This is a genomic window from Burkholderia sp. WP9 (assembly GCF_900104795.1).
In the GTDB taxonomy this organism is placed as follows: Bacteria; Pseudomonadota; Gammaproteobacteria; order Burkholderiales; family Burkholderiaceae; genus Paraburkholderia.
Map to the genome: position 1 here is coordinate 2,105,419 of NZ_FNTG01000002.1, position 24,765 is coordinate 2,130,183.

At 60.0% G+C, this 24,765-nt stretch carries 20 protein-coding genes; 14 read left to right on the forward strand and 6 right to left on the reverse strand.

The features are described 5' to 3' along the window. Positions 1-49 precede the first annotated feature (49 nt). From hpnJ to rpoD, 6 genes are all read left to right on the forward strand, one after another. On the forward strand, positions 50-1,471 hold the full coding sequence (gene hpnJ / locus BLW71_RS30580) for a hopanoid biosynthesis associated radical SAM protein HpnJ (protein ID WP_091806001.1): 1,422 nt from the start codon (positions 50-52) through the stop codon (positions 1,469-1,471). Next, positions 1,468-2,319 carry a hopanoid biosynthesis-associated protein HpnK gene (hpnK, locus tag BLW71_RS30585; RefSeq protein ID WP_091806004.1) on the forward strand — a complete coding sequence of 284 codons (852 nt, stop codon included), beginning with the start codon at positions 1,468-1,470 and terminating at the stop codon, positions 2,317-2,319. The genes hpnJ and hpnK overlap by 4 nt, the downstream gene beginning before the upstream one ends. Then, positions 2,316-3,281: a lysylphosphatidylglycerol synthase domain-containing protein gene (locus BLW71_RS30590; RefSeq protein ID WP_091806007.1), complete on the forward strand. Its 966-nt coding sequence runs from the start codon at positions 2,316-2,318 to the stop codon at positions 3,279-3,281. The genes hpnK and BLW71_RS30590 overlap by 4 nt, the downstream gene beginning before the upstream one ends. Before the next feature lie 553 nt (positions 3,282-3,834). Next, a complete protein-coding gene (locus tag BLW71_RS30595; RefSeq protein WP_091806010.1) occupies positions 3,835-4,137 on the forward strand; it encodes a DUF4148 domain-containing protein in 303 nt (100 codons plus the stop codon). Between the two features lie 279 nt (positions 4,138-4,416). Further along, positions 4,417-5,577: a porin gene (locus BLW71_RS30600; RefSeq protein WP_091806012.1), complete on the forward strand. Its 1,161-nt coding sequence runs from the start codon at positions 4,417-4,419 to the stop codon at positions 5,575-5,577. A gap of 303 nt (positions 5,578-5,880) precedes the next feature. Next, on the forward strand, positions 5,881-7,734 hold the full coding sequence (rpoD, locus tag BLW71_RS30605) for an RNA polymerase sigma factor RpoD (RefSeq protein ID WP_286162154.1): 1,854 nt from the start codon (positions 5,881-5,883) through the stop codon (positions 7,732-7,734). Positions 7,735-7,898: 164 nt separating this feature from the next. Here rpoD and BLW71_RS30610 read toward each other — a convergent pair whose 3' ends face one another. Beyond that, on the reverse strand, positions 7,899-8,228 hold the full coding sequence (locus BLW71_RS30610; protein ID WP_091806018.1) for a DUF4148 domain-containing protein: 330 nt from the start codon (positions 8,226-8,228) through the stop codon (positions 7,899-7,901). A 315-nt stretch (positions 8,229-8,543) separates the two neighbouring features. Here BLW71_RS30610 and BLW71_RS30615 point away from each other — a divergent pair, with 315 nt between their 5' ends. Both BLW71_RS30615 and BLW71_RS30620 read left to right on the forward strand, forming a co-directional pair. Next, entirely contained in the window at positions 8,544-10,727 is a 2,184-nt protein-coding gene (locus BLW71_RS30615; RefSeq protein WP_091806021.1) for an FUSC family protein, read from the forward strand. A gap of 305 nt (positions 10,728-11,032) precedes the next feature. Continuing rightward, complete coding sequence (locus BLW71_RS30620) at positions 11,033-12,169, forward strand: porin (RefSeq protein ID WP_091806024.1); 1,137 nt, start codon at positions 11,033-11,035, stop codon at positions 12,167-12,169. A gap of 49 nt (positions 12,170-12,218) precedes the next feature. On the opposite strand, the gene BLW71_RS30625 is transcribed toward BLW71_RS30620, so the two are convergent. Next, a complete protein-coding gene (locus BLW71_RS30625; protein WP_091806027.1) occupies positions 12,219-12,878 on the reverse strand; it encodes a LemA family protein in 660 nt (219 codons plus the stop codon). Between the two features lie 317 nt (positions 12,879-13,195). Here BLW71_RS30625 and BLW71_RS30630 point away from each other — a divergent pair, with 317 nt between their 5' ends. Both BLW71_RS30630 and BLW71_RS30635 read left to right on the forward strand, forming a co-directional pair. Further along, positions 13,196-15,367 (forward strand): EAL domain-containing protein, encoded by a 2,172-nt coding sequence (locus BLW71_RS30630; RefSeq protein ID WP_091806030.1) that lies wholly within the window; start codon positions 13,196-13,198, stop codon positions 15,365-15,367. A 467-nt stretch (positions 15,368-15,834) separates the two neighbouring features. Next, entirely contained in the window at positions 15,835-16,278 is a 444-nt protein-coding gene (locus tag BLW71_RS30635; protein WP_091806032.1) for a hypothetical protein, read from the forward strand. 71 nt (positions 16,279-16,349) lie between these two features. Here the strand turns inward: BLW71_RS30635 and BLW71_RS30640 are convergent, their stop codons facing one another. Both BLW71_RS30640 and BLW71_RS30645 read right to left on the reverse strand, forming a co-directional pair. Next, positions 16,350-17,450, reverse strand: coding sequence for a polyamine ABC transporter substrate-binding protein (locus tag BLW71_RS30640; protein ID WP_091806034.1), 1,101 nt, complete (start codon positions 17,448-17,450; stop codon positions 16,350-16,352). Between the two features lie 56 nt (positions 17,451-17,506). After that, entirely contained in the window at positions 17,507-18,634 is a 1,128-nt protein-coding gene (locus BLW71_RS30645; RefSeq protein ID WP_091806036.1) for a DmpA family aminopeptidase, read from the reverse strand. 152 nt (positions 18,635-18,786) lie between these two features. Here BLW71_RS30645 and BLW71_RS30650 point away from each other — a divergent pair, with 152 nt between their 5' ends. The 3 genes from BLW71_RS30650 to BLW71_RS30660 all read left to right on the forward strand — a co-directional run bounded on the left by BLW71_RS30650 (position 18,787) and on the right by BLW71_RS30660 (position 20,760). Next, the gene (locus BLW71_RS30650; RefSeq protein ID WP_091806039.1) at positions 18,787-19,590 is read left to right on the forward strand and encodes a helix-turn-helix transcriptional regulator; all 804 of its coding nucleotides are present in this window, start codon (positions 18,787-18,789) and stop codon (positions 19,588-19,590) included. Between the two features lie 220 nt (positions 19,591-19,810). After that, a complete protein-coding gene (locus BLW71_RS30655) occupies positions 19,811-20,245 on the forward strand; it encodes a DUF1801 domain-containing protein (protein WP_091806043.1) in 435 nt (144 codons plus the stop codon). A gap of 203 nt (positions 20,246-20,448) precedes the next feature. Continuing rightward, positions 20,449-20,760, forward strand: a complete 312-nt coding sequence (locus BLW71_RS30660) for a hypothetical protein (RefSeq protein WP_091806046.1) — start codon at positions 20,449-20,451, stop codon at positions 20,758-20,760. 50 nt (positions 20,761-20,810) lie between these two features. Here BLW71_RS30660 and trpS read toward each other — a convergent pair whose 3' ends face one another. Together trpS and BLW71_RS30670 are read right to left on the reverse strand one after the other, a co-directional pair. After that, complete coding sequence (trpS, locus tag BLW71_RS30665; protein WP_091806050.1) at positions 20,811-21,839, reverse strand: tryptophan--tRNA ligase; 1,029 nt, start codon at positions 21,837-21,839, stop codon at positions 20,811-20,813. 307 nt (positions 21,840-22,146) lie between these two features. Beyond that, the gene (locus tag BLW71_RS30670; RefSeq protein ID WP_091806055.1) at positions 22,147-22,485 is read right to left on the reverse strand and encodes a hypothetical protein; all 339 of its coding nucleotides are present in this window, start codon (positions 22,483-22,485) and stop codon (positions 22,147-22,149) included. Positions 22,486-22,821: 336 nt separating this feature from the next. Between BLW71_RS30670 and BLW71_RS30675 the strand changes: the two genes are divergently transcribed. Next, complete coding sequence (locus BLW71_RS30675; protein WP_091806058.1) at positions 22,822-24,753, forward strand: putative bifunctional diguanylate cyclase/phosphodiesterase; 1,932 nt, start codon at positions 22,822-22,824, stop codon at positions 24,751-24,753. Positions 24,754-24,765: the final 12 nt, after the last annotated feature.

Genomic DNA, 24,765 nt, shown 5'->3' on the forward strand with positions numbered 1-24,765 from the left:
TCGCGCAACGCGAAATTTTCCCTATAGAACACAAGTTGCCGGAGCAATCATGAAAGCGCTTTTTTTGCAGGCGCCGTCGTACGACGGCTTCGATGGTGGCGCGGGTTCGCGCTATCAGGCCAAACGCGAAGTCCGCTCGTTCTGGTATCCGACGTGGCTTGCGCAGCCTGCGGCACTCGTGCCCGATAGCCGCGTGCTCGATGCACCGGCAGATGGTCTGTCGGTGGATCAAACGCTCGACATTGCGCAGCAATACGATCTGGTGGTGATCCATACCAGCACGCCGTCCTTTCCGACCGACGCCCTGTTCGCCGAAGACCTGAAGAAGCGCAAGCCGTCGGTTTTGATCGGCATGGTGGGCGCGAAGGTCGCCGTCGATCCTCACAATTCGCTGGTTGCCACCGAGGCGATCGATTTCCTCTGCCGCGAAGAATTCGACTTCACCTGTCAGGAAGTGGCCGAAGGCAAACCGTTCTCGCAGATCAAGGGTTTGAGCTATCGCGCCGCCGACGGTTCGATCGAGCACAACGAAGCGCGCCCGATCCTCGAAAACATGGACGAGCTGCCGTTCGTGGCGCCCATCTACAAGCGCGATCTGAAGATCGACAACTACTTCATCGGCTATCTGAAGCATCCGTACGTGTCGATCTACACGGGCCGCGGCTGCCGCTCGAAGTGCACGTTCTGCTTGTGGCCGCAAACCGTGGGCGGCCACCGCTACCGCACGCGCTCGGTCGAGAACGTGCTGGCCGAAGTGAAGTGGATTCGCGACAACATGCCCGAAGTGAAGGAGATCATGTTCGACGACGACACGTTCACCGATTTCAAGCCGCGCGTTGAGGAAATCGCCCGCGGGCTCGGAAAATTGGGCGTGACGTGGTCGTGCAACGCGAAGGCGAACGTGCCGTACTCGACGCTGAAGATCATGAAGGAAAACGGCCTGCGCCTGCTGCTGGTCGGCTACGAGTCCGGCGACGACCAGATTCTGCTGAACATCAAGAAGGGTCTGCGCACCGACATCGCGCGCCGTTTCAGCGAAGATTGCCGCAATCTCGGCATCAAGATTCACGGCACCTTCATTCTCGGTCTGCCCGGCGAGACGCAGGACACGATCCAGAAGACGATCGAATACGCCAAGGAGATCAATCCGCACACGATCCAGGTGTCGCTCGCCGCGCCGTATCCCGGCACCAGGCTTTACAACGAGGCCGTTGAAAACGGCTGGCTCGAAGAGAACAAGGTGATCAACCTCGTCAGCAAATCAGGCGTGCAGCTCGCGGCGATCGGCTATCCGCATCTTTCGCGCGACGAGATCTACCATCAGCTAGAAAATTTCTATAAGCGTTTCTATTTCCGGCCGTCGAAGATCTGGGAAATCCTGCGCGAGATGCTGACGAGCTGGGACATGATGAAGCGGCGCTTGCGTGAAGGCGTCGAATTCTTCCGTTTCCTGCGCGCGCACGAGGCATGAACGACACTGATCGCTTGCGTCAACGGATGCTGATTATCACGGCCGACGACTTCGGCTTGCATCCTCGCGTAAACGAAGCGGTTGAACTCGCCCACCGGCACGGCGTCTTGACCGCAGCGAGCCTGATGGTGGGCGCGCCCGCGGCCGAGGACGCAGTTGCGCGCGCCCGCTCGCTTCCCCAGCTGTGCGTCGGCTTGCATCTGGTCCTCGCCGATGGCATGGCTCTACTGCCACGCGAGGTGATTCCCGCACTGGTGAACGCAGAAGGCCGGTTCGGCAGCAACATGGTGCGCGACGGCTTCCGCTTCTATTTTCTGCCACACGTTCGCGCACAGCTTGCTCTCGAAATTCGCGCGCAGTTCGCGGCGTTCGCGAAGACGGGCTTGCGACTCGATCATGTCAACACGCACAAGCATTTTCACCTGCATCCGACCGTGCTCTCGCTGATCATCGAAATCGGACGCGACTTCGGAATGCACGCGATGCGTCTGCCGATCGAACGCGATGCACCCCTCTGGTTGCGGCCATGGATGAGCCTGGTGCGATGCCGGCTCGACCGCGCCGGCATCGCACACAACGACTATGTGGTCGGACTCGCGGACACCGGGCGCATGAGCGAATCGGCCTGGCTTGCCGCGCTCGAAGGGCTGCCCGGCGGTGTCGGCGAAATCTATTGTCACCCTGCCACACCGGGCGACGCTCCATTGACGCCCGGCATGCAGTCGTACCGTCACGCAGATGAACTCGACGCGCTGCTATCCCCGCGCGTGGCAGAGGCGATCGGTGCCGCGGGCGCGACGCGGGGCGGTTTTGTCGATTTGCTCGCAAGGCGCGTGCAATCGACATGAAATGGCTGCGTTGGATAGGATTGCCGCTCGGCATCGCGATACTCATCGCGCTCGTATTGCATGAAGGTGCGGGCGATGTCATGCGCGTCATCGCTAAAGCCGGATTCGGGCTGCTGTGGTTGCTGCCGCTACACGCATTGCCATTGTTGCTAGACGCCTACGCGTGGTATCTGTTGTTGGGCAAGCGGGCCTCGTTGCCGTTTCTCTGGTGGGTCGCGACCGTGCGCGAGGCGGTCAGCCGATTGCTGCCGGTCGCGAGCATTGGCGGCGAATTCGTCGGAATCGGCCTCGCACGCTGGTGCATCCGGGACGCGAGCGCGGTCAGTGCGTCGGTCGTCGTCGAGGTGCTGGTCACGATGGCCGTGCAATACGCGTTTGCCGCGCTTGGGCTCGTACTGATCGCCACATCCACGCATCAAGTCAGCGCGATAAAGACGATCGGGCTCGCCTTGGCGCTCTCACTGCCGCTCCCGGTCCTGACGGCCGTACTCCTACGTCGTGGCTGGCTATTTCACAGGATCGAGCGCTTCGCAGCGAGACTGTTGGGCCACGCGCACCCCTTGCTGCGCGATATCGACGGAAAGCGGCTCGATGCGGATATCGACGCACTGATGTCGCGCACGGGCCTGCTTCTGGGCGCTTTCCTCTGGCAATTCGCCGGCTACGTTGTGGGCGCGCTCGAAACATATTGGGCGCTGTCCATGCTGGGGCATCCGGTGTCGGTGAGCGGCGCGTTGGCAATCGAAGCTTTGACCCAAGCCGTGCGTCACGCGGCGTTCATGGTGCCGGCCGGTCTTGGTGTGCAGGAGGCAGCGGTCATGCTTCTCGCGCTGGTGGTCGGCGTGGATCGGGAGGCAGCGCTATCGCTGGCACTCGTCAAGCGGGCACGCGAGGTAACATTCGGCTGCATTGCGCTTGTTTCATGGCAGGCGGCGGAAATCGTGCGCGGGCGCGTGAGGTGAATCGGAGCCGATATCTTATCGGCTTCGATGTTCGTTGCGGTAAATCAAGCCGCGCCGGCGCCACAGTACACACACAATCAAGGTAGAAAAGCATAGATGACGCAAACGCCAGTTCAGCCCGCTCCTTCACGTGATATGGGCGCACGCTCCGTTCAAGGAGGCGTCCCTGCGGAATGTGTCCTATGCGACTCACCCGATCTGACGTATGCGTACGAGGGTGACATGTGCGAATCGCTGTGCTTTTCCAGCAATGAGCAAGCGCGAACAGCGCAGATCGAGGCTGCGCTGGCGGCTATTGTCGTGTGCAAAGACTGTGGTTTTGTTTGGGCAGTGCGCTAGGTTCGGCCACCGCCTGGTCGTTGCCATGCCGCCGATACGACTTTGCATGGCACATGCAGCCACTATTGCGAACTTTGTCTGAAACAGCGCGTTTTCGGAAACAATACTTTCCAGGCGCGACGGTTACCGATTCGAGAGGACATGGATAGACTGCGGCAGCCAATAGCAACACTGGCTGTCGCTCAAACCATTACGTCCCACGAGGCCGTTCAACATGAAGTCTACGTTCCAACATGGCGTGCTCAGCGCGTTCGTCGCACTTGCCGCCGCTATTCCCGCACTCGCGTTCGCACAATCGACCACGCCTCTTACGCGTGCTCAGGTAAGAGCAGAACTGGTTGAACTGGAACTGGCAGGGTGGCACCCCGGCGCGGGCAGCGACCCGCATTACCCGGACGACATCCTTGCCGCGGAAGCGGTAGTGGCTGCGCGTCATGCTGCCGGCCGCAAGGAAGCACAGGCCGGATATGGCGAAGATGATCAGGGTAAGTCGGAGTCCGGCGGACCCCGAAAATAAGTGCTTGTTGCGAGCTAGCGCGCAAGAACCGTGCTGTGCTTTCGGCAGCAACGACGCACGCCGGCGGCCTGTCTGCCGATGATTCACCCCTTCAAACCGTGTTGTTGCGCCGGTTGCAAAGGACTCTTCCGATTTCGCTGATACGCGAAGAAATTTGGATCACTTAACGTTTGGCATCGATCAATCGAATGGCTTCATGCGGTGGCGCGTGAAGGCGTTGCTGGTCGACAAAAAACGAAGGTATTCAAACCATTCAACGGAAGGGGATTAGCGGTGGTGATGAAACGAATCTGCGTGGCGATGTCCGCAATCACGCTTGCGACAGCCGCACATGCGCAAAGCAGCGTGACGCTTTACGGGAAGATTGAAGATGGTTTCAATTACACGACCAACGCGCGAGGGCATGACGCGTTCCAGATGCAAAGCGGGTATGACTACGGAAGCCGCTGGGGTCTGAAGGGAACCGAAGATCTCGGCGCTGGATATCACGCTGTGTTCCAGCTCGAAAGCGGCTTCGACGTGAACACCGGCAAGATGGGTCAAGGCGGCAGGGAGTTTGGCCGCCAGGCGTTCGTGGGCATTGCGTCGGACCAGTACGGCACGTTCACCGTGGGGCGGCAATACGATCCCAGCGTCGACATGTTTTCGCCGATGACAGCGAACGGTAACTGGACGGGATATCTCTTCGCGCACCCTTACGACAACGACAACACCGACTATTCGTTCCGCGTCAACAACTCGATCAAATACGTTACGCCGACCATTCACGGTTTCACAGCCGAAGGCATGTACGCATTCAGCAATCAGGCGGGCGGGTTTTCGAATAACCGGCTGTATGGTTTCGGTGCGCAGTACCAGAACGGCGGCCTGCAGATCGGAGCCTCGTATCTCAAGCTGAATAATGCGAGTTCCGCCGTGGTTGCGCCAGCCAATTCGTCCGGCGCGGTGACCAGCGACAATACTTTCAACGCCCGGTCACAGCAGAACATCGGCATCGGCGTCAACTACACGATCGGAAAGGCGCTCGTCGGTCTCGCGTATTCGCATGTCGATGTTTATGATCCGACGGCGAATGCGTACTTCACGGGCACCACGCAACCTCCTGGCGGCACATGGAACGCGTGGAAGTTCGATAACTTCGAAGTGAGCGGTCTGTATCACTTCACCCCCGCGCTATATCTCGGCGCATGCTACACGTACACACAGGCGCGGCTTTCGTCGACGGTCGGGCAATTCGATCCCAAGTGGCATCAACTTAGTCTGAAGCTCAATTACGATCTGTCGTCGCGGACGTCTGTGTTTGCCGAGGGGGCGTATCAGCATGCGGTCAGTGCGAATACCGGTACTGACTTCGACTTCGCCAATATTCCAGGCTCGGCCGACGTATCGTCTGGACGTAACCAGATGGTTTATCGCGTTGCCTTGTTGCACATGTTCTAAGCCACCTGTGTGAATTGGCCGGATGCCAAGTCCCCACCTTCGCCGCCGCCCTGACCGGCGCCGGCGAAGGGTTTTCGTACATTGCGGTGGACCCCGGTACAGAACCATTGTTGTCCAATCTGGAACTGAGGTTCTTTCGATGTCCGATTGATCTACCCGTACAAGACTTCTAGAATTTTTGCCTGAAGCACAAAGGCGCGAGCGCTCATCTGGCGCCGCGCCAGTGCGTCGGCGCCACCCAACGCATGCGGCTACGCGCGTCGACCTTGCTTGTGGAGGCATGCAGCCAGGATGGAGAAAGCGGTGCAAGTGTCGATGGAACAGGATTCAAGGGAAATACAGCTACGCGCGCTGATGAAGCTGGGCAAGGAGCGCGGTTTCCTGACCCACACGGAGATAGTCGACCACCTTCCGGATTGCGTCGCGGAGTCAGACGCCATTGAAGGCATCGTCAAGGCGTTCGGCGACATGGGTATTGCTGTGCGCGATACCGCTCCGGCCAGCGACACGCTTTTGCTGAACGACGCCGCCCAGCAATCGGCGCCCGACGATGTCGCCGAAGACGAAACGGCCACGGCGCTGACCATCGCCATATCCGAACCCGGACCGGCGGCCGACCCGATGCGCGCCTATTTGCGTGAAATGGGCGCAACCCCTCTCTTGACGCGCGAAGGCGAAATTGCCGTCGCGCGCCGTATCGAAGCTTGCTTGCGGGAGATGCTCGAGGTAATCGCCTCGCGTCCCGCCACGATCGAGGCGATCCTCGCGCGCGCGGATCGTGTTGCATCCGGCGAACTCGATATAGACGATCTGGTCGACGGAATCTTCGAGCCATGCGCCAATGAGGCGCTCCGGACAATGCAAGCTGGCGAGTCAGGGCAGGCCGACGACGGCATTGCATCCGATGAACCAGGCGCCACGGCCGAGGCCGACGAAACCCGCATCAATCAATTGACGGCGAGTTGCAAGGCGATCTTTTCGCAGGCACGCGAACGGCTTGCCTTGTGGCGGGCAGCGGTGGCCGGAGGAATCAGCCAGCGCGATACGGCACAGGCCATGCTCGCGCTGATCGCATCCACAGTCGGACAGATTCGCTTCAGTGCGCGCACAATCGGCGAGCTCAGCGCCGAAGTCCGGCAGGCGGTCGAGGAGATTCGCGGCATCGAAAGAAACGTTTTGCGGCTCGCCGTGGATCAAAGCGGCATGCCGCGCGACATGTTCGTTAGTACGTTCGTCGGAAGCGAAACGGATTCCGGCTGGCTTGCACGCGCGGCCGCCGCGGCACCGCTTTGCAGTGCGGCGTTGATGCGCTGCGCGCCGTCGATTCAAGGCCAGCAGGAAAAGCTGACCCGGATCGAGGCGCGCGAAGGCTTGTCGCTGCAGGAACTCAAGCGGATCAGCAAACGGATGAACGTGGCGGATCGCGCGCTTCAGGAAGCGCGCCGCGCGATGATCGAAGCCAATCTGCGGCTGGTCGTTTCGGTCGCAAAGAAATACGTGCAGAGCGGCATGCCGTTGCTCGATCTGGTTCAGGAAGGCAACATCGGCTTGATGAAGGCAGTGGACCGCTTTGAGTACCGGCGTGGCTTCAAGTTCTCGACGTATGCCACCTGGTGGATTCGTCAGTCAGTTTCGCGAGCGATTGCGGACTATGGCCGCACGATACGAGTGCCGGTCCATATGGCGGACGCCATGCACCGCGTCAAGCGGGTGGCGGGCGAAATGCGTCAGGAAACGGGGCGGCAAGCCCGTTCCAGCGAACTCGCGGCGCGCCTGGGCATGAGCGAGGACAAGGTGCGCAACGTGCAGAAAGTCACGAGACAGCCGGTTTCGCTCGATATACCGATCGGCGAGGAGGCGGACACCACGCTTGGCGAAATGGTCGAAGATCCCTCCGCGCTCGCCCCGCTCGACGCCCTGCTGCAAGCCGATCTGCGTGTGGCTATCGACGCGGCGTTGGGTGTGCTGACGCCGCGCGAGGCGAAGGTGATCAAGCTACGCTTCGGCGTCGATGCGGTTTCCGAACACACACTGGAAGAACTCGGCGATCAGTTCGACGTGACCCGTGAAAGGGTTCGCCAGATACAGAACAAGGCATTGCAGAAACTGCGTCACTCCGACGGGATCAACACCTTGAAAGGCTATCTGGAGCATTGAGCCGTTTGGCATCCGGCTCGGTCGCGCTCATTTCGAACTATTCGTTTGGTTTTGGTGGCACGCAAATGAGCCGTTCGCCGCGAGTCGCAGTCATACGCGACCCGCAACGCTGGCGGCGCAGTGACCCTCGCGGCCCTGCGCCCTCCATTCCGCACGGTCTGTCTTTAATGCTTGGTGTAAAGCGACTGCCTATCCAGGCTGGCCGCCGGAACCGCGGCGCGGCTCGTGCCTGTTGCCGAGGTGCCGACCGTCGAGCCGCCGTACGAGGCTGCCGAGGCCTTTTGTGCGGCGACCTTGGCTTCCGCGGCCTGGATGTCGGCGGGATACGTTGGATCTTCGCCGCGCGCCGGGTTGTAGCCGGCCTTTTCAAGTTCGACGAGTTCGGCGCGCACTTGGGCGCGCGTTACCGGCTGATCGGATTGTTGTGCAAACGAAATTGCCGGTGCCGCAAGAATGGCGCTGATAGCAACAACCGGGAAAAGCGACCTGAACATGATTGACCTCATCTGTGTTTGATTGATATGACTCATTTTATAAAGGATGACGTAATAAATTAGCCGCCTCGGGTGGAATGGTCCCTTGGTGGATGAGGATAGATCGATCGAGCCTGCTGATCTCCCCCGGGCCGTACGCGCGTGAATGACGTGGGCCGCACGGGCGCATTGTTACCCTGGCGACAACGGAGGTTCCCTAAGAGCCCGCTTAATACGCGTATTTGGCGGTCCTAGAATGGACATTCTTCCCTTGGCGACGGACGAAGCCATGACGCGGTTCAATTCCGTAAAGGGCAACCACCGCCGCGTTTTCCTATGGACCTCCGATATTCACGTAGTCCCTCATTGAGCCAAAGAAACGAGGTTTCGCGCTGGCTGAGGCTGGCGAGAAAGGCGTCGTCCCATTGGGCGCTCAATGACGGTCTGATCTGGTTGCACCTGTTCAAGACGGTGGCGGCAGCGCTGCTGGCGCTCGGCATCGGGATGCTGCTCGACCTCCAGCAGCCGCGCACCGCGATGACGACGGTCTTCGTTCTGATGCAGCCCGTCAGCGGAATGGTGCTCGCGAAGAGTTTTTACCGGGTAATTGGCACGGCTGTCGGCACCGTGTTTGCGATTCTGCTCGCGGGCGTCTGCGTGCAGGACCCGGAGTTGTATCTGTTCGGACTGACCTGCTGGATTGGGCTGTGCACAGCGGCGGCGGTTCGAAACCGGCACTTTCGGTGGTATGGCTTCGTGCTCGCCGGTTATACGGCGGCGCTGATCGGCGTTCCTGCGTTGATGCAGCCGAACACGATTTTTCTGGCCGCGCTGACTCGCGCTGCCGAGGTCTCGATCGGTATTCTGTGTTCGACCGCGGTGAGCGCGCTCGTCTTCCCGATCAAGGCGACGACCACTTTATTCCGCACGTTGAAGCGGCGAACCATTGAGTTCACGGATTTTGCAGCCGGCGTACTGTCGACGGCATCATCGGCGGATATGTTCGAGAAGCGCTTTGCCGCACTCGTCGACGAGATCGTCGGATTCGAAGCGACCCGCACCTTCGCCTCGTACGAAGACCCCGACATGCGTGCCCGGGCGGCACGGCTCGCACGACTGAATAGCGACTTCATGAATGCGTGCGCCCGCCTGCATGCGCTGCACCAACTTCTCAAACGGTTGCACAGCAGCGGCGCGGCAGAAACGATCGCCGCCATTTCCCCGTTTCTCGACGAACTCTCCGTGTTGCTCGTGGATGTCGGCAAAAAGCTGCAAAAGGGGGAGGCCGACATGTCGGAGCTACTGGAGCGAATCAAGGGTTTCCAGAGCGGTCTCGCGCGGCGTGCGCGCGAAACGCAGCGGGAGATCGAACGGGTCGCGCCACGCTCCATGCTGGATTACGTCACCGCAATGGAGTTGGTTCATCGGTTCGCCGGCGAATTCCTGTCGTATTTCGACATTTACCTCTCGTTGGCCAATTCGCGCAAACATGCGCTTGACCGGTCGCGCGTACGGTACGAACCACAAACCAGTCCGTATGTTGTTGGACTCGCATTCGTTCGCACGGTATTGGCGGTCGGCGCCGCGAGCTGGTTCTGGATCGCTTCCGGCTGGCCCGGCGGCAGCTTTCTGGTGACGGGCGCGGCTATCACCTGCGCACTGAGTTCGACCTCGCCCGTGCCGCCAAAATTCACCTTGCAGATTGCAGCTGGAGCCGCGCTCTCGATTCTGTTCGGCTGCGTGTTCCTGTCTCACGTCTATCCGAACATCGATGGGTTTCCGCTCTTGTGCGCGGCGCTTCTGTTGCCGCTCGGCCTCGGTGCGTTCCTCACGGCGCGGCGGTCCACGGCGGCATACGGTGTCGGCTTCGCAGTGTTTTTCTGCTTGCTCGCCGGGCCCGACAATGTAATCGACTACGCTCCCGACGTTCTGATGAACAACGGCCTGGCAATTCTCACGTCGATGCTGCTATGCGCGATCGCGTTCGCGGTCATCTTTCCGCCTCAAATGCCCTGGCTCGTCGAGAAGATCAAGCGTCACTTGAGGGGGCAAGTCACAATGGCGTGCACCGCGCCACTGCCCGGACTCGACGGGCGCTTTCAGTCGAGCACTCACGACCTGATGTCGCAACTGCGCACGCTGCTCATTACGCAATCGCATCGACATCGCGACGCGTTGCAATGGATGCTCGCCACGCTCGAAGTGGGGCACGCGGCCATCGACCTGCGTGGCGAATTGCAACAGGCGAACGAAATGAGTGGCCGGACGACGAAGCCTCGCTGGCTCGCATCGATCGATCTGGCGGTGCGCGCGTTGCCGGTGCTGTTCGATCAACCCAATGCGAAGCATCTTAGAAGCGCGCTCGCGACCGTCAACGTGGCGATCAGCACGGCGCAGATCCGGCTGGAGGAGTTGACACCTCATACGGCGGAGCGCTATCGCATGCTGAGGATAATCGGTTGCCTGCATTTCGTTCGGACCGCACTACTGGATCGCGACGCGCCGTTTCCGCGCGACTGAGGGTGGGGACGCGTTGCGTATCGCCATTAGCGCTGTGTGGTGGAAGAGTGCTTTACACATTGGCACCTGTATGGGCGCGATAGTGCGGTGGTAAAAAGTCGAGCGCCATATTCGCTCAACAATCGAATGCCATTGAAATCAGGTCATGGAGACCACTGACCGGCATCGATACCAACCCTACGCGTCATTCAATGAACAATTACAGGCAATCGGCCAGAAGCCGAGCCATTGCGCTTTCCGCGCACTTCGGGGACACACGCGGACACCGCAGCGGTGCGAATCGTCACGCGCGGTTGCGAGTTGCTGTGGTTCTGGCTATTACGTCGCCATTCGTGCATGCGCAAGCTTCGTTGCGGCTGACAGGATCGATGGACGCCGGGATTGCATACGTTAGCGATGCAGGTAACGCGTCGGGACATCGGTCGGCCTGGCAAGCGAAGAACGGCGACGTCAACATCAGCCGCTGGGCGCTGACGGGCGAAGAACCCATTACCAGCGACCTGAATGCGCTCTTTACGCTGACCAACGGCTTTTCCGTCATGACGGGTACAGCCGCGCAGCAGGGCCGGCTGTTCGGGTTCCAGTCGTTCGTCGGGCTGGCCTCGAAGCGTTCAGGGACGGTTACGTTAGGCCGTCAGTTCGACGCGGTGGTTCAATACGTCGAGCCTTTCGCACTCGGTGGGACCGCTTACGGCGGAACAGCCTTCGCGCATCCGTACGACAACGATAATCTGGATAACTATACGCGTACGAACAACTCGGTCAAATACTCGAGCCCGGAGTTTCACGGTTTGACTTTCGGCGGAACGTACGGCTTTTCAAACAAGGCCGGGGCTTTTGACGACAGCCGCGAGTACAGCCTGGGCGCCAGCTACCACTATGGCGGAATGCGCGTGGGCGCAGGTTACTTCCAGTTCAACCACGCTTCGAATCTCGCCACCGCCAACACGAATGGTGCTGAGCCGGCGGGTGCGCCTTTTAACGCCGACCGTCAACGAACGTATGCGGTGGGAGGAAACTACCGGTACGACAACGCACTCGTCGGACTCGTGCTGAGCGAGACGCGGCTCGACAACGCGACGTCGATCAACAACGTCGCCGACACGGCCATTTCGTTGCCACACGACGACATCCGTTTCGAGAACGCCGAAATCAACTTGCGCTACTTCATTACGCCTAAGTGGCATGTCTCGGCAAATTACGTGTTTACATACGGCCGCTTCGACACGCCTACTGGCGTGCGCTATCCGAAATGGCACCAGCTCGGGCTGTTGAACACTTACTTCCTGTCACCGCGAACGGACGTATATGCCGAAGCGTTATACCAGCGTGCGAACCAATTAGAAGGAACGGGTATTCAAGGCGCCCAGATTTCTAACTTTTCTCGCGCCTCGGGGGCGAATCAATTCGTCGCTGCTGTCGGTTTGCGTCATCGCTTCTAACGCGACGCCGCTTGCTCATCGCCGGCGACATGTGGGGCACCTTTGGCGGCTAGACGCGTAGAGCACCACGCAGTTCCCGGAAATCGATGTGCGGCAGGCTCCCCGATGGTCGACGGTCCGCCACGCTGAATACAGGTTTGTCGTGTTCGGCGCACAACTTTGCCGCGATGTTATGCGGGAACGTGTGCAATGCCGCATTGTAGATCTGGGCCGCTTCGTCGTAACGTGTGCGAGCGGCACCGATGCGTGTCGCCCAAAGGGCGAGGTTGCCTTGAAGCGCACGGAAGGTGGCGTCCGAATTGAGGCGCGGCTCGGATTCGGCTTCGACCATCAGCGCGGACACCGCTTCGGTAAGCTGCCTTTGCGCAACGTCGAAACGTTCGAATGCTATGGGACTATTCGCCAGCGCAGGCGTGGCCTCCATGGCAACGATCTGGGCGCGGACACTCGCCACCTCCGCGAGTACGGACGTCCCGTGTTTCAGCTTGGCCTGTGCGATTACTGTCACCTGGTCGACGAGCCGGAGCCGCTGCGAATAGAGATCCAGCACCTCGCTTAATGATGCCTTGAGTTCGGCGTCGTTCGGCGGCGCAATATAGGTGCCGCAACCACCTGTTGCCAGAAGCGCAAAGGCAGCAGCCATGAAGCAAACCGTTTTCGTAAACGATCGGGTTGCCACATCGAACGCTGCGATCAGCGCCACTGTCATCGCGATTCCTTTCTGGTGACCAGAGGTTAAAGGAGTAGTCGCCGTGCGGCTTTGTCCCCATAACCCGCGACTTCGACCAGGTTAGACGAAGCGGCGCGGCTGAGTTTGACTACGATCAAGCGCGACGCGCTGCATCGTTGAATATGGCTGAATATGGCGTTTGTCATGAGGGAATACGCCGATGCCCTATGATAGGGTTCACGTACATCCATTCATGCGATGCTGGGAACGCGGCCGTCTCATCGAAACCGCCTTGTTGGCGCCGGTGCTCGTCGCCGGATATGCGTCGCACTACCGACAGAAGAGACTGCAAGCTTATGGCGAATCCTGCGCAAAGCAGCGGCGCAATCAATCATTTGATGGATGACGAAGCGGATCTTTACGATCCAGCGCGCCGGCTCATTTTCACCGATCTGTTGAGCGCGATGACCGATCACGCCGCGCACATAGTGGACGCCTTTTATCTGAAACTGGCCGCACTGCCGAGGTCGAAAGCCATTCTCGAAGCGCTGTCGCCAGACGAACTGGAACACCTGAAAGCGAAGCAGCAGGACACGCTGTTGAAGATGGCGTCCCCCGATCTGACTGCACGGGACCATCGTGAAATGGCGTTGAGGGTGGGCCGCGTGCACGCGATTGTCGGCCTCGATCGCGAAGAACTGGTGCGCAGCAGGATCATCCTCTCGACTGAGATTCGTCGTTTGGTCGATACGGCGCAGCATAACGAGGCACTATCGCTGCTGGCGCGCCGGTTGACGCGCGATCTCGCCTTTCAGACCGAGGCCTATCAACAGGTCCAGGCGTCGCGGCAGCAGGTTCTCATGTCGCTCACACGTGTGGCGTGGGAGGCCGAAACTTATACCGAACTGATCGGCATCACGGTGAATCTCCTTAGCCGGCACGAAGAAGTCGCGGGATGTTCTGTTGGCCGCCCTGACTCACAGGGCGTGTTTCGGTTCGAGTCCGCGTCGGGCGGGGCGATCCGCACGTATGTTTCGCATGTCGAGGCCGGCAGCGAGCAGCAGATCACGACAGACCCGATGCAGCCGCAAGGGCAGGGGCCGGCAGGGCGCGCATGGCGCAGCGGCGAGGTGCAGCGAGTTGTCGATATTGCAACGGATCCGAGCATGGAGCCCTGGCGGGAGCGCGCCGAAACAGCGGGTTTTCGCTCCAGCATTGCCATTCCGTTGCGGCAGCCGGGCAAGACGGCGAATGCCATTCTTTCGCTCTACAGCCCCTACCCGGGAGGCTATTCGTCTGAAGATCAGAGTGCGTTCCTTGCCATGCTCCAGAGTCTGCTGGGGCTGGCGATCGACAGGATCGAGAACTTCGAAGGTCGCACGCGCACCGTTCCCTATACGCAGCGGCAGCGCTGGACCGAGCTTCTCCACTCTGACGCGTTACTGATGTATTACCAGCCTTTGCTCGACATCAGGACGGGGGAGGTCACCAAGATCGAGGCACTCGCCCGCCTGCGTGACGGCGCACATGTTCTAAGTCCGGCCGCATTTTTTCCAGTCATGTCGTCGAACGACTTTTTCGACCTCTATGTCAGCGGCCTGAACCAGGCGCTCGCGCAAAGAAATGTGTGGTTGGAGGACGGCATCGACCTTGCCGTCTCGATCAATCTGCCGCCCGCCGCACTCAGCGATGTCCGCTATTTCGCGGCGACGCAGCACGCGCTCACGCAGCACGGCTGCACACCGCATGTTCTCACGCTGGAGGTGCTGGAAACCGACGATCTGCCCGCGAGCAACGACATTCTGCAGGCACTGAACCGCTTCAAGGCGCTGGGCGTGATTCTCGCGGAGGACGACCTGGGTTCCGGTCATAGCAGCCTGAATCGTCTGCGGCAGTTGCCGTTCGACTGGATCAAGATTGATCGCAATATCACGAACCTCGCGGACCAGGATGCCAATAGCGTATTGCGCTTTATCTATCAGTTGACGAGACTCGGCCACTCGCTCGGGAAGTCGGTGGTGGTCGAAGGTATCGAACACGTCGATCTGCTCGACGCGATCGGCATTCTAGGCGCGGATGCCGTGCAAGGCTACGCGATCGCTGAGCCGATGCCCGCCGACCAGCTGGCAAACTGGCTGGCGACGCGCCCAAGTACACCACGCACGCCACATGGCCTCGATCGCAACAGCGCATTCGTGAAGCTGGCGCAGTTGCTGATCTGGGAGGAGCGGCTGCATCTCGTGTCCGAGGACCGGCACGCATTGAGTCGGCTGGCAGACATCAGCAATACGGCGTCTGCGTCGAACGCCGGCGGCACGCTTGCGGAAGCTCCGCTCGCGTCCGCCTGTCAGATCTGCCCGTTCTCGACATTCTTCTCCGATATGGATTCGATCTTCCCTGCCGGATTCGCCGATCAATCCGCCAAGCGCGCATTTATCGATACCGCAATCAACCATGGACCGCGCAGTGAAGCTTACCTGCTCGCTAGGGACGCGGTCGTCGAAGCGATTCTTGCGACAGCGGCGTGAGCGGCCGGTTTCCCCGACCGCGCTCAGACAGTCAGCCGCTACCGTGCTGTCCACTGCTCCCACGCAAGCAGCGCATCAGCACACTGCTTCGGCGCCAGCAGAGAAAAACCCCTGCGCTCCCGATTCATCAAGGCCGATAGACGGCTAGCGCGATGGCATGCCTTGTGCTCTTTGTCTTGACGAGAAGAGCCGGATCGCTCTGCGTGTTCGAGTCGGCGTCAGGCACTTTGCGATCAAACCCGCATTGACAGTTTGCGGCAAGCGTCTCGCCGTTGGCGGGGCAGTGTGCAATCTCAAACGCCGGGACAGATTCGCTTTCGGTCGGGCAGCACGGATAAGGGGGGCGCCGCCCCCCAAAAGCCCACGCCACCGCGAGAGAGAGTACCTTTCGATAATGGATTCCGCCCGGTTGCCCTTCCGCGAGCAGTCGGCTACCTTGAACCCAGTCCGTTATCGGAGGATCTGCCGTGAATACCAAGCAAAGCAAAAAGGAACACCTCGACGCTGCTGCATCGCATCATGAGCAAGCAGCGCGATTTCACCGGGAGGCGTCGCAGATTTACGAGGCGGGCAAGGATTACGATCACGCTGCCCACCAGGCGGTATTGGCGCAAGGCCATGCACTATTTGCCATCGCAGAGTCCAATCTCGCCGCCAAACATACCGGCGCGCCATTGCCGGCAGGGTCCATTGAAAGCGGTTTGACTGCCGCAAAACATCATGCCGCCGCGTCGGAACTTCACACGCAGGCCGCGCAGCACATGCGCCGCGCTGCAAAAGTTTTCGACGACGATCGCAGCGCGGCTGCCCATGAAACGCAGTTGGGGTTTTCTCTTGCCTCGCGCGCAGTCGCGCACGGCAACGAGGCAGCCAGGCAATATGTCGCGTCGCTACGGGAAAAAAGCGCTTGATTCTTATCTGTCGGCGATGCGCGTGAGCGCTTCACGAACAGAGCGGCAATGCCATGGTCTTCGGGGCGGGCTCAGCGTCCCGCTTTGAGCTGTGTCCACAACCTGTTTTCCAGGCGAAGAATCTCGGTCGGCAGCGGTAACGACAGCACCAGCGATTTCATTCGCTCACCGCTCGGATAGACCGCTTCATTCGAGAGGATATCCGCATTGACAAAAGTACGGGCCGCAGCGTTAGCGTTCGGATAAAAGACGTGATTGGTGATCGCCGCACTGACTTTAGGCTGAAGGATGTAATTGATCCATTGCATCGCGGCTTCTGGATGAGGCGCGTCTTTCGGCACACCCATCAGATCGAACCACAGCACGGCCGTGCCTTTCGGAATCACGTAGCGAACTTCGTAGGCGCGATGCGCCTCCTGCGCTCGCCGCTTGGCGATCCCGACGTCGCCCGACCATGCGAGCGCGAGGCAGACATCGTTGTTGGCCAGGTCGTTGATATAGCCGGAGGAATTGAACTGGGTGATATAAGGACGAATCGTCTTGAACAACTGATAGACAGCCTGGTAGTCAGCAGCGTTTGTGCTGTTCGGATCCTTATGCAGGTAGATCAGCCCAACCGAGAATGCATCCTCGGGCGAGTCGAGTACGGAAACGCCGCAGGATTTGAGTTTGGATAAATACTGCGGGTTAAACAGCAAGTCCCAACTGTCATACGGCGCGTCCTTGCCGAGTAGTTGCGTCACTTTCGTTACGTTGTAGCCAAGGCCGTCCGTGCCCCACGACCACGGCACCGTGTACTGATTGCCCGGATCGGCTGACGCAAGCATTTTCATGAGCCCTTGATCCAGATTGGCCAGATTGGGAATCTTGCTCTTGTCGAGTTTCCGATAGACGCCCGCTTCGATCTGCCTGGCAGCGTATGCGGACGATGGCACCACCACGTCGTAGCCGGATGAACCGCTAAGCAGTTTCGCCTGCAAAGTGTCGTCGCCATCGTAGACGTCATAGCGCGTGTGAATGCCCGTTTCCTTTTCGAAACCGGAAACTGTGTCATCCGCGATATTGTCCGACCAGTTGTAGACGTTCAGTTCGTCTGCTTTCACATGATGTGCGCTCATGGCCATCAAGCCTGCCGCGGTGAGAATGCTTGTGATGAGATAGCGGGGAGACATAGTGCCCTTCCGGTAGTAGTCAGGTGTCTTGCTTAACGGTGATATGGCGAAGCAGGTCAGCCCGCGAACTGATGCATGACAGGATGCGAGTCGTGGCGCCAACCGCCCTGCTTCAGCGCTTCCAGAAGCCGCGCCGCGCCGAGCGCGTGCACATGAACGCCTTGTCCATGCATATCGTCGGCCGCGAATAGCGCGTTGAGAATCGCCTCTTCAACGGCGTCGGCAGCGGCGACGAAGAGCGGTGAAATGAAATCACCGTTGACGCCCAGCACGCTCATAAGACGCTCGCCCCCCATGCCGTAATCCGCAGGCGGGATAGCATGGTTACCCACTGAAAAAGCGACGAAGATGTCACCGCTCGCATATTCAGTACCGCCGCCCACGCGAGCGAGCCCAATGCTCGCGCGTCGCGCGAGTTGGTTGCATTGATGCGGAAGCAGCGGGGCGTCGGTGGCCAGCGTCACCACGATCGATCCCATCCCCGGCACGCCTCTCTGGCGCGCGCCGAATGGCGAGGGCACTTCCCGTAACGCGTCGCCAACGGGATATCCGGCTACGCGAAGTGCCTCGCGGCGGCCGTAGTTCGCCTGGACCAACGCGCCAACCGTCCAGCCCCCTTCATGCGCTTCCAGTCTGCGAGAACTCGTTCCGATACCGCCTTTGAATTCATGACAGATCATGCCGGTACCACCGCCGACCGAGCCCTCGGCGACTGGCCCGCTCGCTGCTTGCGCCTGCGCTTCGTGAACGTGTGCAGCGGTGACATGCTGCCCCCAGATGTCGTTCAACACGCCGTCGAAAGTTTCCAGCACGACGGGCATGCACCAGTACTGGCTTTCGCCGACCGATGAGCGCTCGGCGGCGACTAGCGCATCGCGAACTACACCGACGCTGTGCGTGTTGGTGTAAGCGATCGGCGTGGACAGCAGACCTGACTCGCGAATCCATTCCAGACCGGTCGCGTCGCCGTTTCCGTTGAGTATGTGACAGCCGGCAAAGCATGGCTCGAGCCGCGCCATGCCAGGGCGAGGTTCGATGACCGTGACACCGGTTCGAATCGAGATGTCTTTCCGGTTTTCGACCAGGGTACGATGACCGACTCTGACGCCTTGCACGTCGGTGATGGCGTTGAACGGGCCGGGCATGCCGTGACCGATCCGAACGCCGATGTTTCTGACACCCATAGGTTTGCTCCTGTATCGCTGCGAACTGCCCGTCCACGCGTATGCGTCGGGGTACTGCGATACTAGGGCGCGAGGCTGCGGGTGAACATCAGGCCGAAGGGTTAGAACGACAGTGCGATCTACCCTCATAGGGGTAGTTGGAGGAGATAGACATGCAGCTTGACGTGTCGGACGTGGCATTTCATCAACGGCTTGGACGTCTGGTTCAAAAACTCGACGACAAGCAGTTCTGGACTGCGCTCACGGATTTATTGCGTGGAGTGACCCACTTCGACAATTGGGTGGCGGTGATCTTCTGGAGTGGCGACAAGCCGAGATTGATTGCTGAGACTCAGACCCGCGAGCCACACGACGAGCTATTCCACGGATATTTGAACGGCGTTTATTTGCTTGATCCGTTCTACCAGTTCAGTCTGGGTGCAATCAGTCCGGGTGTGTATTGTCTCGACGAAGTTGCGCCGGATCACTTCCGCGAGACTGAGTACTTTCGCCGCTATTTTTCGATCAACGTACTCGAAGATGAAATGCAGTTTCTCGCGCCGCTGCCGGGCGGGGGGACATTGTCGCTATCGTTAGGCAGCAAGCGGCGCTTCAATTCCTCCGAAATCGGCACGCTCTGTCTTTACAGCGCGTGGATCATTCCATTGATGTGCCATGCCGTGACGGCGCAGGCCGGTGCGCTCGCGCCGGCTGCAGGTACGACGACGGAAAGCGACCGACGCCTTCATTTCGAACAGGCCTTGCGCAAGCGCTCCACCGAATCGCTGACCAATCGTGAGATTGAAATCGCACTGATGATCCTTGCGGGCCATTCGACCAAGAATATGGCGCGGTTGCTTGGGGTGTCGCCTGCGACCGCGAAGGTTCACCGGCGAAATCTCTATAGGAAACTGGATATATCGTCGCAGGCAACGCTATTCCTGCTCATCCTTGACGAAGAGCCGGAAGCGCTCTGATGTTGGGATGTTCGTATGCGGCGAGTGCCTCCCCGACTCTCCATTCGACACGGCAAGGGAAATCGTCGAGAATCGGTTGTAGTCACCGCGCCGAACCGCCTTGCGTATAAGGTCGGCGCGTAGGACGGCGCGTCATATCCAGGCCGATACGGCGTGCCGACTCGTCTGACAATGCCGCCGCTCCAAGCATTGCGGCTCTACGAAACGGAACCAGAATTCGATGAATAAAGATCCAGCGAATCCATCGGAACGCATCGATCAGCTGATCGCAAAACTAACGGATTGGCGCGGAAAAACATTCGCCAGTATCCGCAAGATCATTCTTGAGACCGACGAGGAGATTGTCGAGGAATGGAAGTGGATGGGCAGTCCCGTGTGGTACCGCGACGGAATGATCGCGGTCGCCAACGCCCACAAAGGCAAGGTGAAACTCACGTTTGCAAACGGAGCGAGCCTCGCGGATCCCGACAAGCTCTTCAACGCAGGCCTCGAAGGCAACGCACGACGGGCAATCGATTTCTTCGAGGGCGACAAGGTCGAGGCGCGTACTCTAAAAAAACTCATCCGTGCCGCGATTGATTACAACCAGAGCAAATTGAAGAAGAAAGCGCCTGCGACTAAGCGGGCGAAAGCCGACAAAAGCGACGAGGCCTGAAGCTATGGCTATGCTTACGTGGTATCCCGCCGGCGGCATCAAGCCTCGCCCCCTCTCGCGAATACCGTACGCATCCAACGTTGCGCGAACCGCATAACCCAATCCGTCACACTAGACGCCCACAATTAGACCCGTTAGTCTGAGAGCGTTGCGCGACGTAGTTTGGCTATGCTGTTCCTAACCGACAACGTGGGAGCCGAATCATGGAAGTGAGCACGGAAGCGCTTGTTGACATGCTGAGAGAGGTTGAAGCCGACGACCCGATCGACTACGCCGATCTTCCTTTCGGAGAGCAGGAGCTCAGGCGTCTTGTCATGACTTCTCTCGTCGAGCGCCACCATCAGGTGGAAGCCGGCAACCTGTCGGTGTCCGACATTCATGCGCTGTATCTTCTCAGCACCGCCAAGCTTGTGCTCGAAAACACCGTGCTTCACGCCAGGCTGCTTCTGCTTCAAGGGCAGCAGATCGATGTGCAGTCGCTGCTGGCTCCGTTCACGCTGAAAGGCAAGCCGTAGGCCGGCAAGGCGGAGCGCCCGGCTACCGGGCGCCTTGCCGCCACGTGCGCTCAGTTCTCGAAATAGTTCAGGCCGAGCGCGCCCTTCACCTCCGACACCGTCGCGCCTGCCACTTCCCGTGCGCGCAGCGTGCCGCGGCGCAGGACGTTGAGGACCTCCGCACGGTCGGTTTCGAACTCGCGGCGGCGCTCGCGAATGGGGGCGAGCATCGATTGCAGACGTTCGTTCAGCACGCGCTTGACCACGCTGTCGCCAAGGCCGCCGCGGCGATAGTGCGCCTTCAGTTCGTCGACCATGGGTACGTCGGGCTCGAACGCGTCGAGGAACGCGAACACCACGTTGCCTTCCACCTGGCCCGGGTCGCTCACGCGCAAATGGTTGGGGTCCGTGTACATGTTGTTCACGGCCTTCGTGATTTCGTCGGGAGTTGCGCCCAGCGTAATGGCGTTACCCAGCGATTTGCTCATCTTCGCCTTGCCGTCGATGCCAGGCAGCCGCGCGACGTGCGAGAGCACCGCTTCGCATTCGACCAGCACCTGTTTGTCGACCGTGTTGTTGAAACGGCGCACCAGTTCGTTGGTTTGTTCGATCATCGGCAACTGGTCGTCCCCCACGGGCACGCGCGTCGCCTTGAACGCCGTGATGTCCGCGGCCTGGCTCACCGGATACGTCAGAAAGCCGGCGGGGATGTCCCGCTCGAAACCGCGCAGCACGATTTCCGCCTTGATGGTGGGATTGCGTTCGAGGCGCGCGACCGTCACGAGATTGAGCAGATACTGGGTCAATTCCGCCAGCTCCGGCACCTGCGACTGGATGAAGATGGTCGACTTGGCCGGGTCGATGCCGACGGCGAGGTAATCGAGCGCCACCTCGATCACGTTTTCCGTGACTTTCTGGTGACGGCCCACGTTGTCGGTCATGGCCTGCGCATCGGCAAGCAGCAGGAATTGCTGCGCTTCGTGCTGAAGCTGCACGCGCGAGCGCAGCGAGCCGATGTAATGGCCAAGGTGAAGCGGACCGGTCGTGCGGTCGCCGGTGAGAATAATGGGCGGGTTCGTCGTCTGGTTTGCGTCTGTCATGGTCTGGGTTCTGCGTTTTGTCGATACCACCAGCCGTCAGCGCGCACAAACGAAAATGCCGCCAGGACTGGCGGCATCACGTTTCGATGGACGAGTGGAAACGGGCCGCCTAAGTCAGGCGCGCCACCAACAGCTCAGCGTGATCGGCTTCGTATCCATGAGCGGAGTATAACGCGGCGGATTGCCATGCCGCCAACCACGCACCGGACGATGTCGCAGCCCGGCGCCGCGGCCGTTCTCTCGACACCCCCGCCCGGAGCGTGCAGACGGCTTCCCCGCGCGAAGCCGCCGACCCGCGCGTTACCGCCTAAGCCGCGGAGAAAACGACCGCCGCGGCGTTCTCGACCTGCGTGAAAGTGCGGACAAAACGATAGGCCTGGCCGCCAATTTCCATCTCGTTGATGCCCGAGCGGGTCAGCTCCAGCATGTCATTGGCGAGCGGGATGGAGATCGTGCCGACCTTCTTCATTTCCTCGAGCAGGCCGGCCGGGTCGCCGAGGTAGATGGTGCAAGCGTCGTTTGTATGGCGCGTCATGACCACGCTCGCCGCCTTGTCGAGGGAAAGCTCGAGATATTCGACCAGGGTCTGCAGCGACTCCGGCACGGGTTCGTGAGAGACGTGCATCGATGTATTTGCGACTGTCATTGTGTGGTCCCCCATCGCGCCAATGTCCGGGCAGTCCGCTGGAGATCAGCGGTGCATCCACTATACGGCATCGTACATCGATACTCGATCCGTCCAGAAGGCCTTGGACGATACCGTGAATGCCGGGCTTCATCGCTCTTGCGCAGCGTGCGGTTAAAGCGCATGCCGCGAGCGCGGGCTGAATCGCAGTCAAGAAGCCGCGCTATTGCGTCATTTTTTCTTCTTCCCGGCGACCGTGGCCATTTCCTCAGTCGAATAAACCTGCTACTTTATGGTTACGTAATAATTGCCGTACAAGCCGTTTTCGGCCCATCCACCAACAAAAATGCGTAGGTCATGGCTTTCAGCGAACCAAGGTCTCCATTTTTCAAGTGGGTCGTCTCTTCCGCTCAGAACCTGAGCGCAGACAATCGGCAGATATTGCTTGCGAATCTGTTCACGCGAACCTCGTCGATTGTGTTTGCGTCCGTTTGTGAAATCAGCGTCTGCGCGACCGCATACTTCCTTCATCCCAGACCCCTCTACGCAGGCTGGGGCGCCGCTGTTGTCGCATTGCTGATCGCACGGCTCGCGTTGATCTGGTTGTGCTCCTCGCGTAGCGCCAAGGGGCGGCCAACACCGACATCCGCGTTTCTGTTCGCGAGCCTGCTCTGGAGCATGCTGTTCGGTTTCGGCGCGTTGCTTTGCAATATCAGCGGAGATCAAACACTTTTCCTGCTCGGCAACGTTTGCGCGGTGGGCGTGATTGGCGGATTGGCCGGACGCAATGCCGGCACGCCCCGGCTCGTCATGCTGCAGATTACGTGCATTCTGGCGCCCCTTGCTCTTGGCGCGGCGCTGTCTCCTGGTTCCGGCAAACTGGTGTTGCTGTTTCAGGCGCCCTTTTGCGCCGCAGGCTTCTTTACGGTCGCGCTGCGCAGCAATCGCGATACGGTCGCGTTACTCCTCGCACGGGAAAGCAGCCATCGGCTCGCCCATCACGACAGCCTGACGGGCTTACCCAATCGCACGCGTATCAGTGAGCTGCTGCTTGAGCGCACAGAGAGAGGAGCGTTGGGCAAAGGCCAATCGTTCGCTGTTCTACTGATCGATCTCGACGGATTCAAGGCGATCAACGACAGTCTTGGCCATGCCGCCGGCGACCAGATCCTTCAGGAAGCGGCGATCCGCTTGCGCGAAGTGTTGCCCGGCGGCGAGCTCGTTGGACGACTGGCCGGCGACGAGTTCGTGGCGTTTTCCGATGGTGGCGGGCAGGCCCGCGACGTCCGGATTCTGGCGGACCGCATCGTCAAGACCCTGGCGCGCCCATTCGCGCTGCGCGAGGCGCTGGTGCATATCGGCGCGAGCGTGGGGATCTCGCTCTATCCCGAGCACGCGAGAACCGGCCCGCAATTGCTGATTTGCGCCGATCGCGCGTTGTATGCCGTGAAACGCAGCGGCAAGAGTGCGTACGCCATTTTCGATGCGGGCAAGCACGCATCGGATGAAAGCCTGAGCCTTCTGCGCAGCGACCTGGAAGGCGCGCTGCATTCGTTCAGCGGCTTGCGCATGGAGTATCAGCCCATCGTCGATCTCAGCAGCGGTGCGGTGTCAGGACGCGAGGCGCTGATGCGCTGGACCCACCCGACTCGCGGCGAACTCCCGCCGTCCTCATTCATTCCCACTGCCGAACGCACGGGGCTTATTCTGGCGTTGGGACAGTGGGCTTTGCTGCAATCGTGCAAGGAAGCGGTGACCTGGCGCGACAAGGTCACCGTCGCCGTGAACGTTTCACCGGTGCAATTGAGGGAGGAGTCGTTTGCGTCGACCGTCGCGGGGATTCTGCGCAAGACCAGACTGCCGCCGCAGCGCCTGAATATCGAGGTCACGGAAACGGTACTCTTGAACGACGATGTCGTGACCCGGCGTAATATCGCGAGGCTGCAGGCATTAGGCATTGGTCTTGCGCTGGACGATTTCGGCACCGGCTTTTCGACCATGTCGACTCTTGTGCGTTTTTCGTTCGACAAGCTCAAGATCGACAGCTCTTTCGTCAAGGAGTCCGTGCATCGCCGCGAATCGGCTGCGGTGGTGCGTGGGATCGTGGCATTGGCGCGGGAGATCGGCATGCCGACCACGGCCGAGGGCATCGAGACGCAAGAACAGCTGGATTTCGTGCGCGTGTGCGGATGCACGCATGCTCAGGGTTTTCTGCTTGGCAGGCCCGTGCAGGGGCACGAGATTGCGCGGATCGAAGAAAAGGCTGCCGCGCATTCCGCGAAGCAATGAGCGCTTATCAAT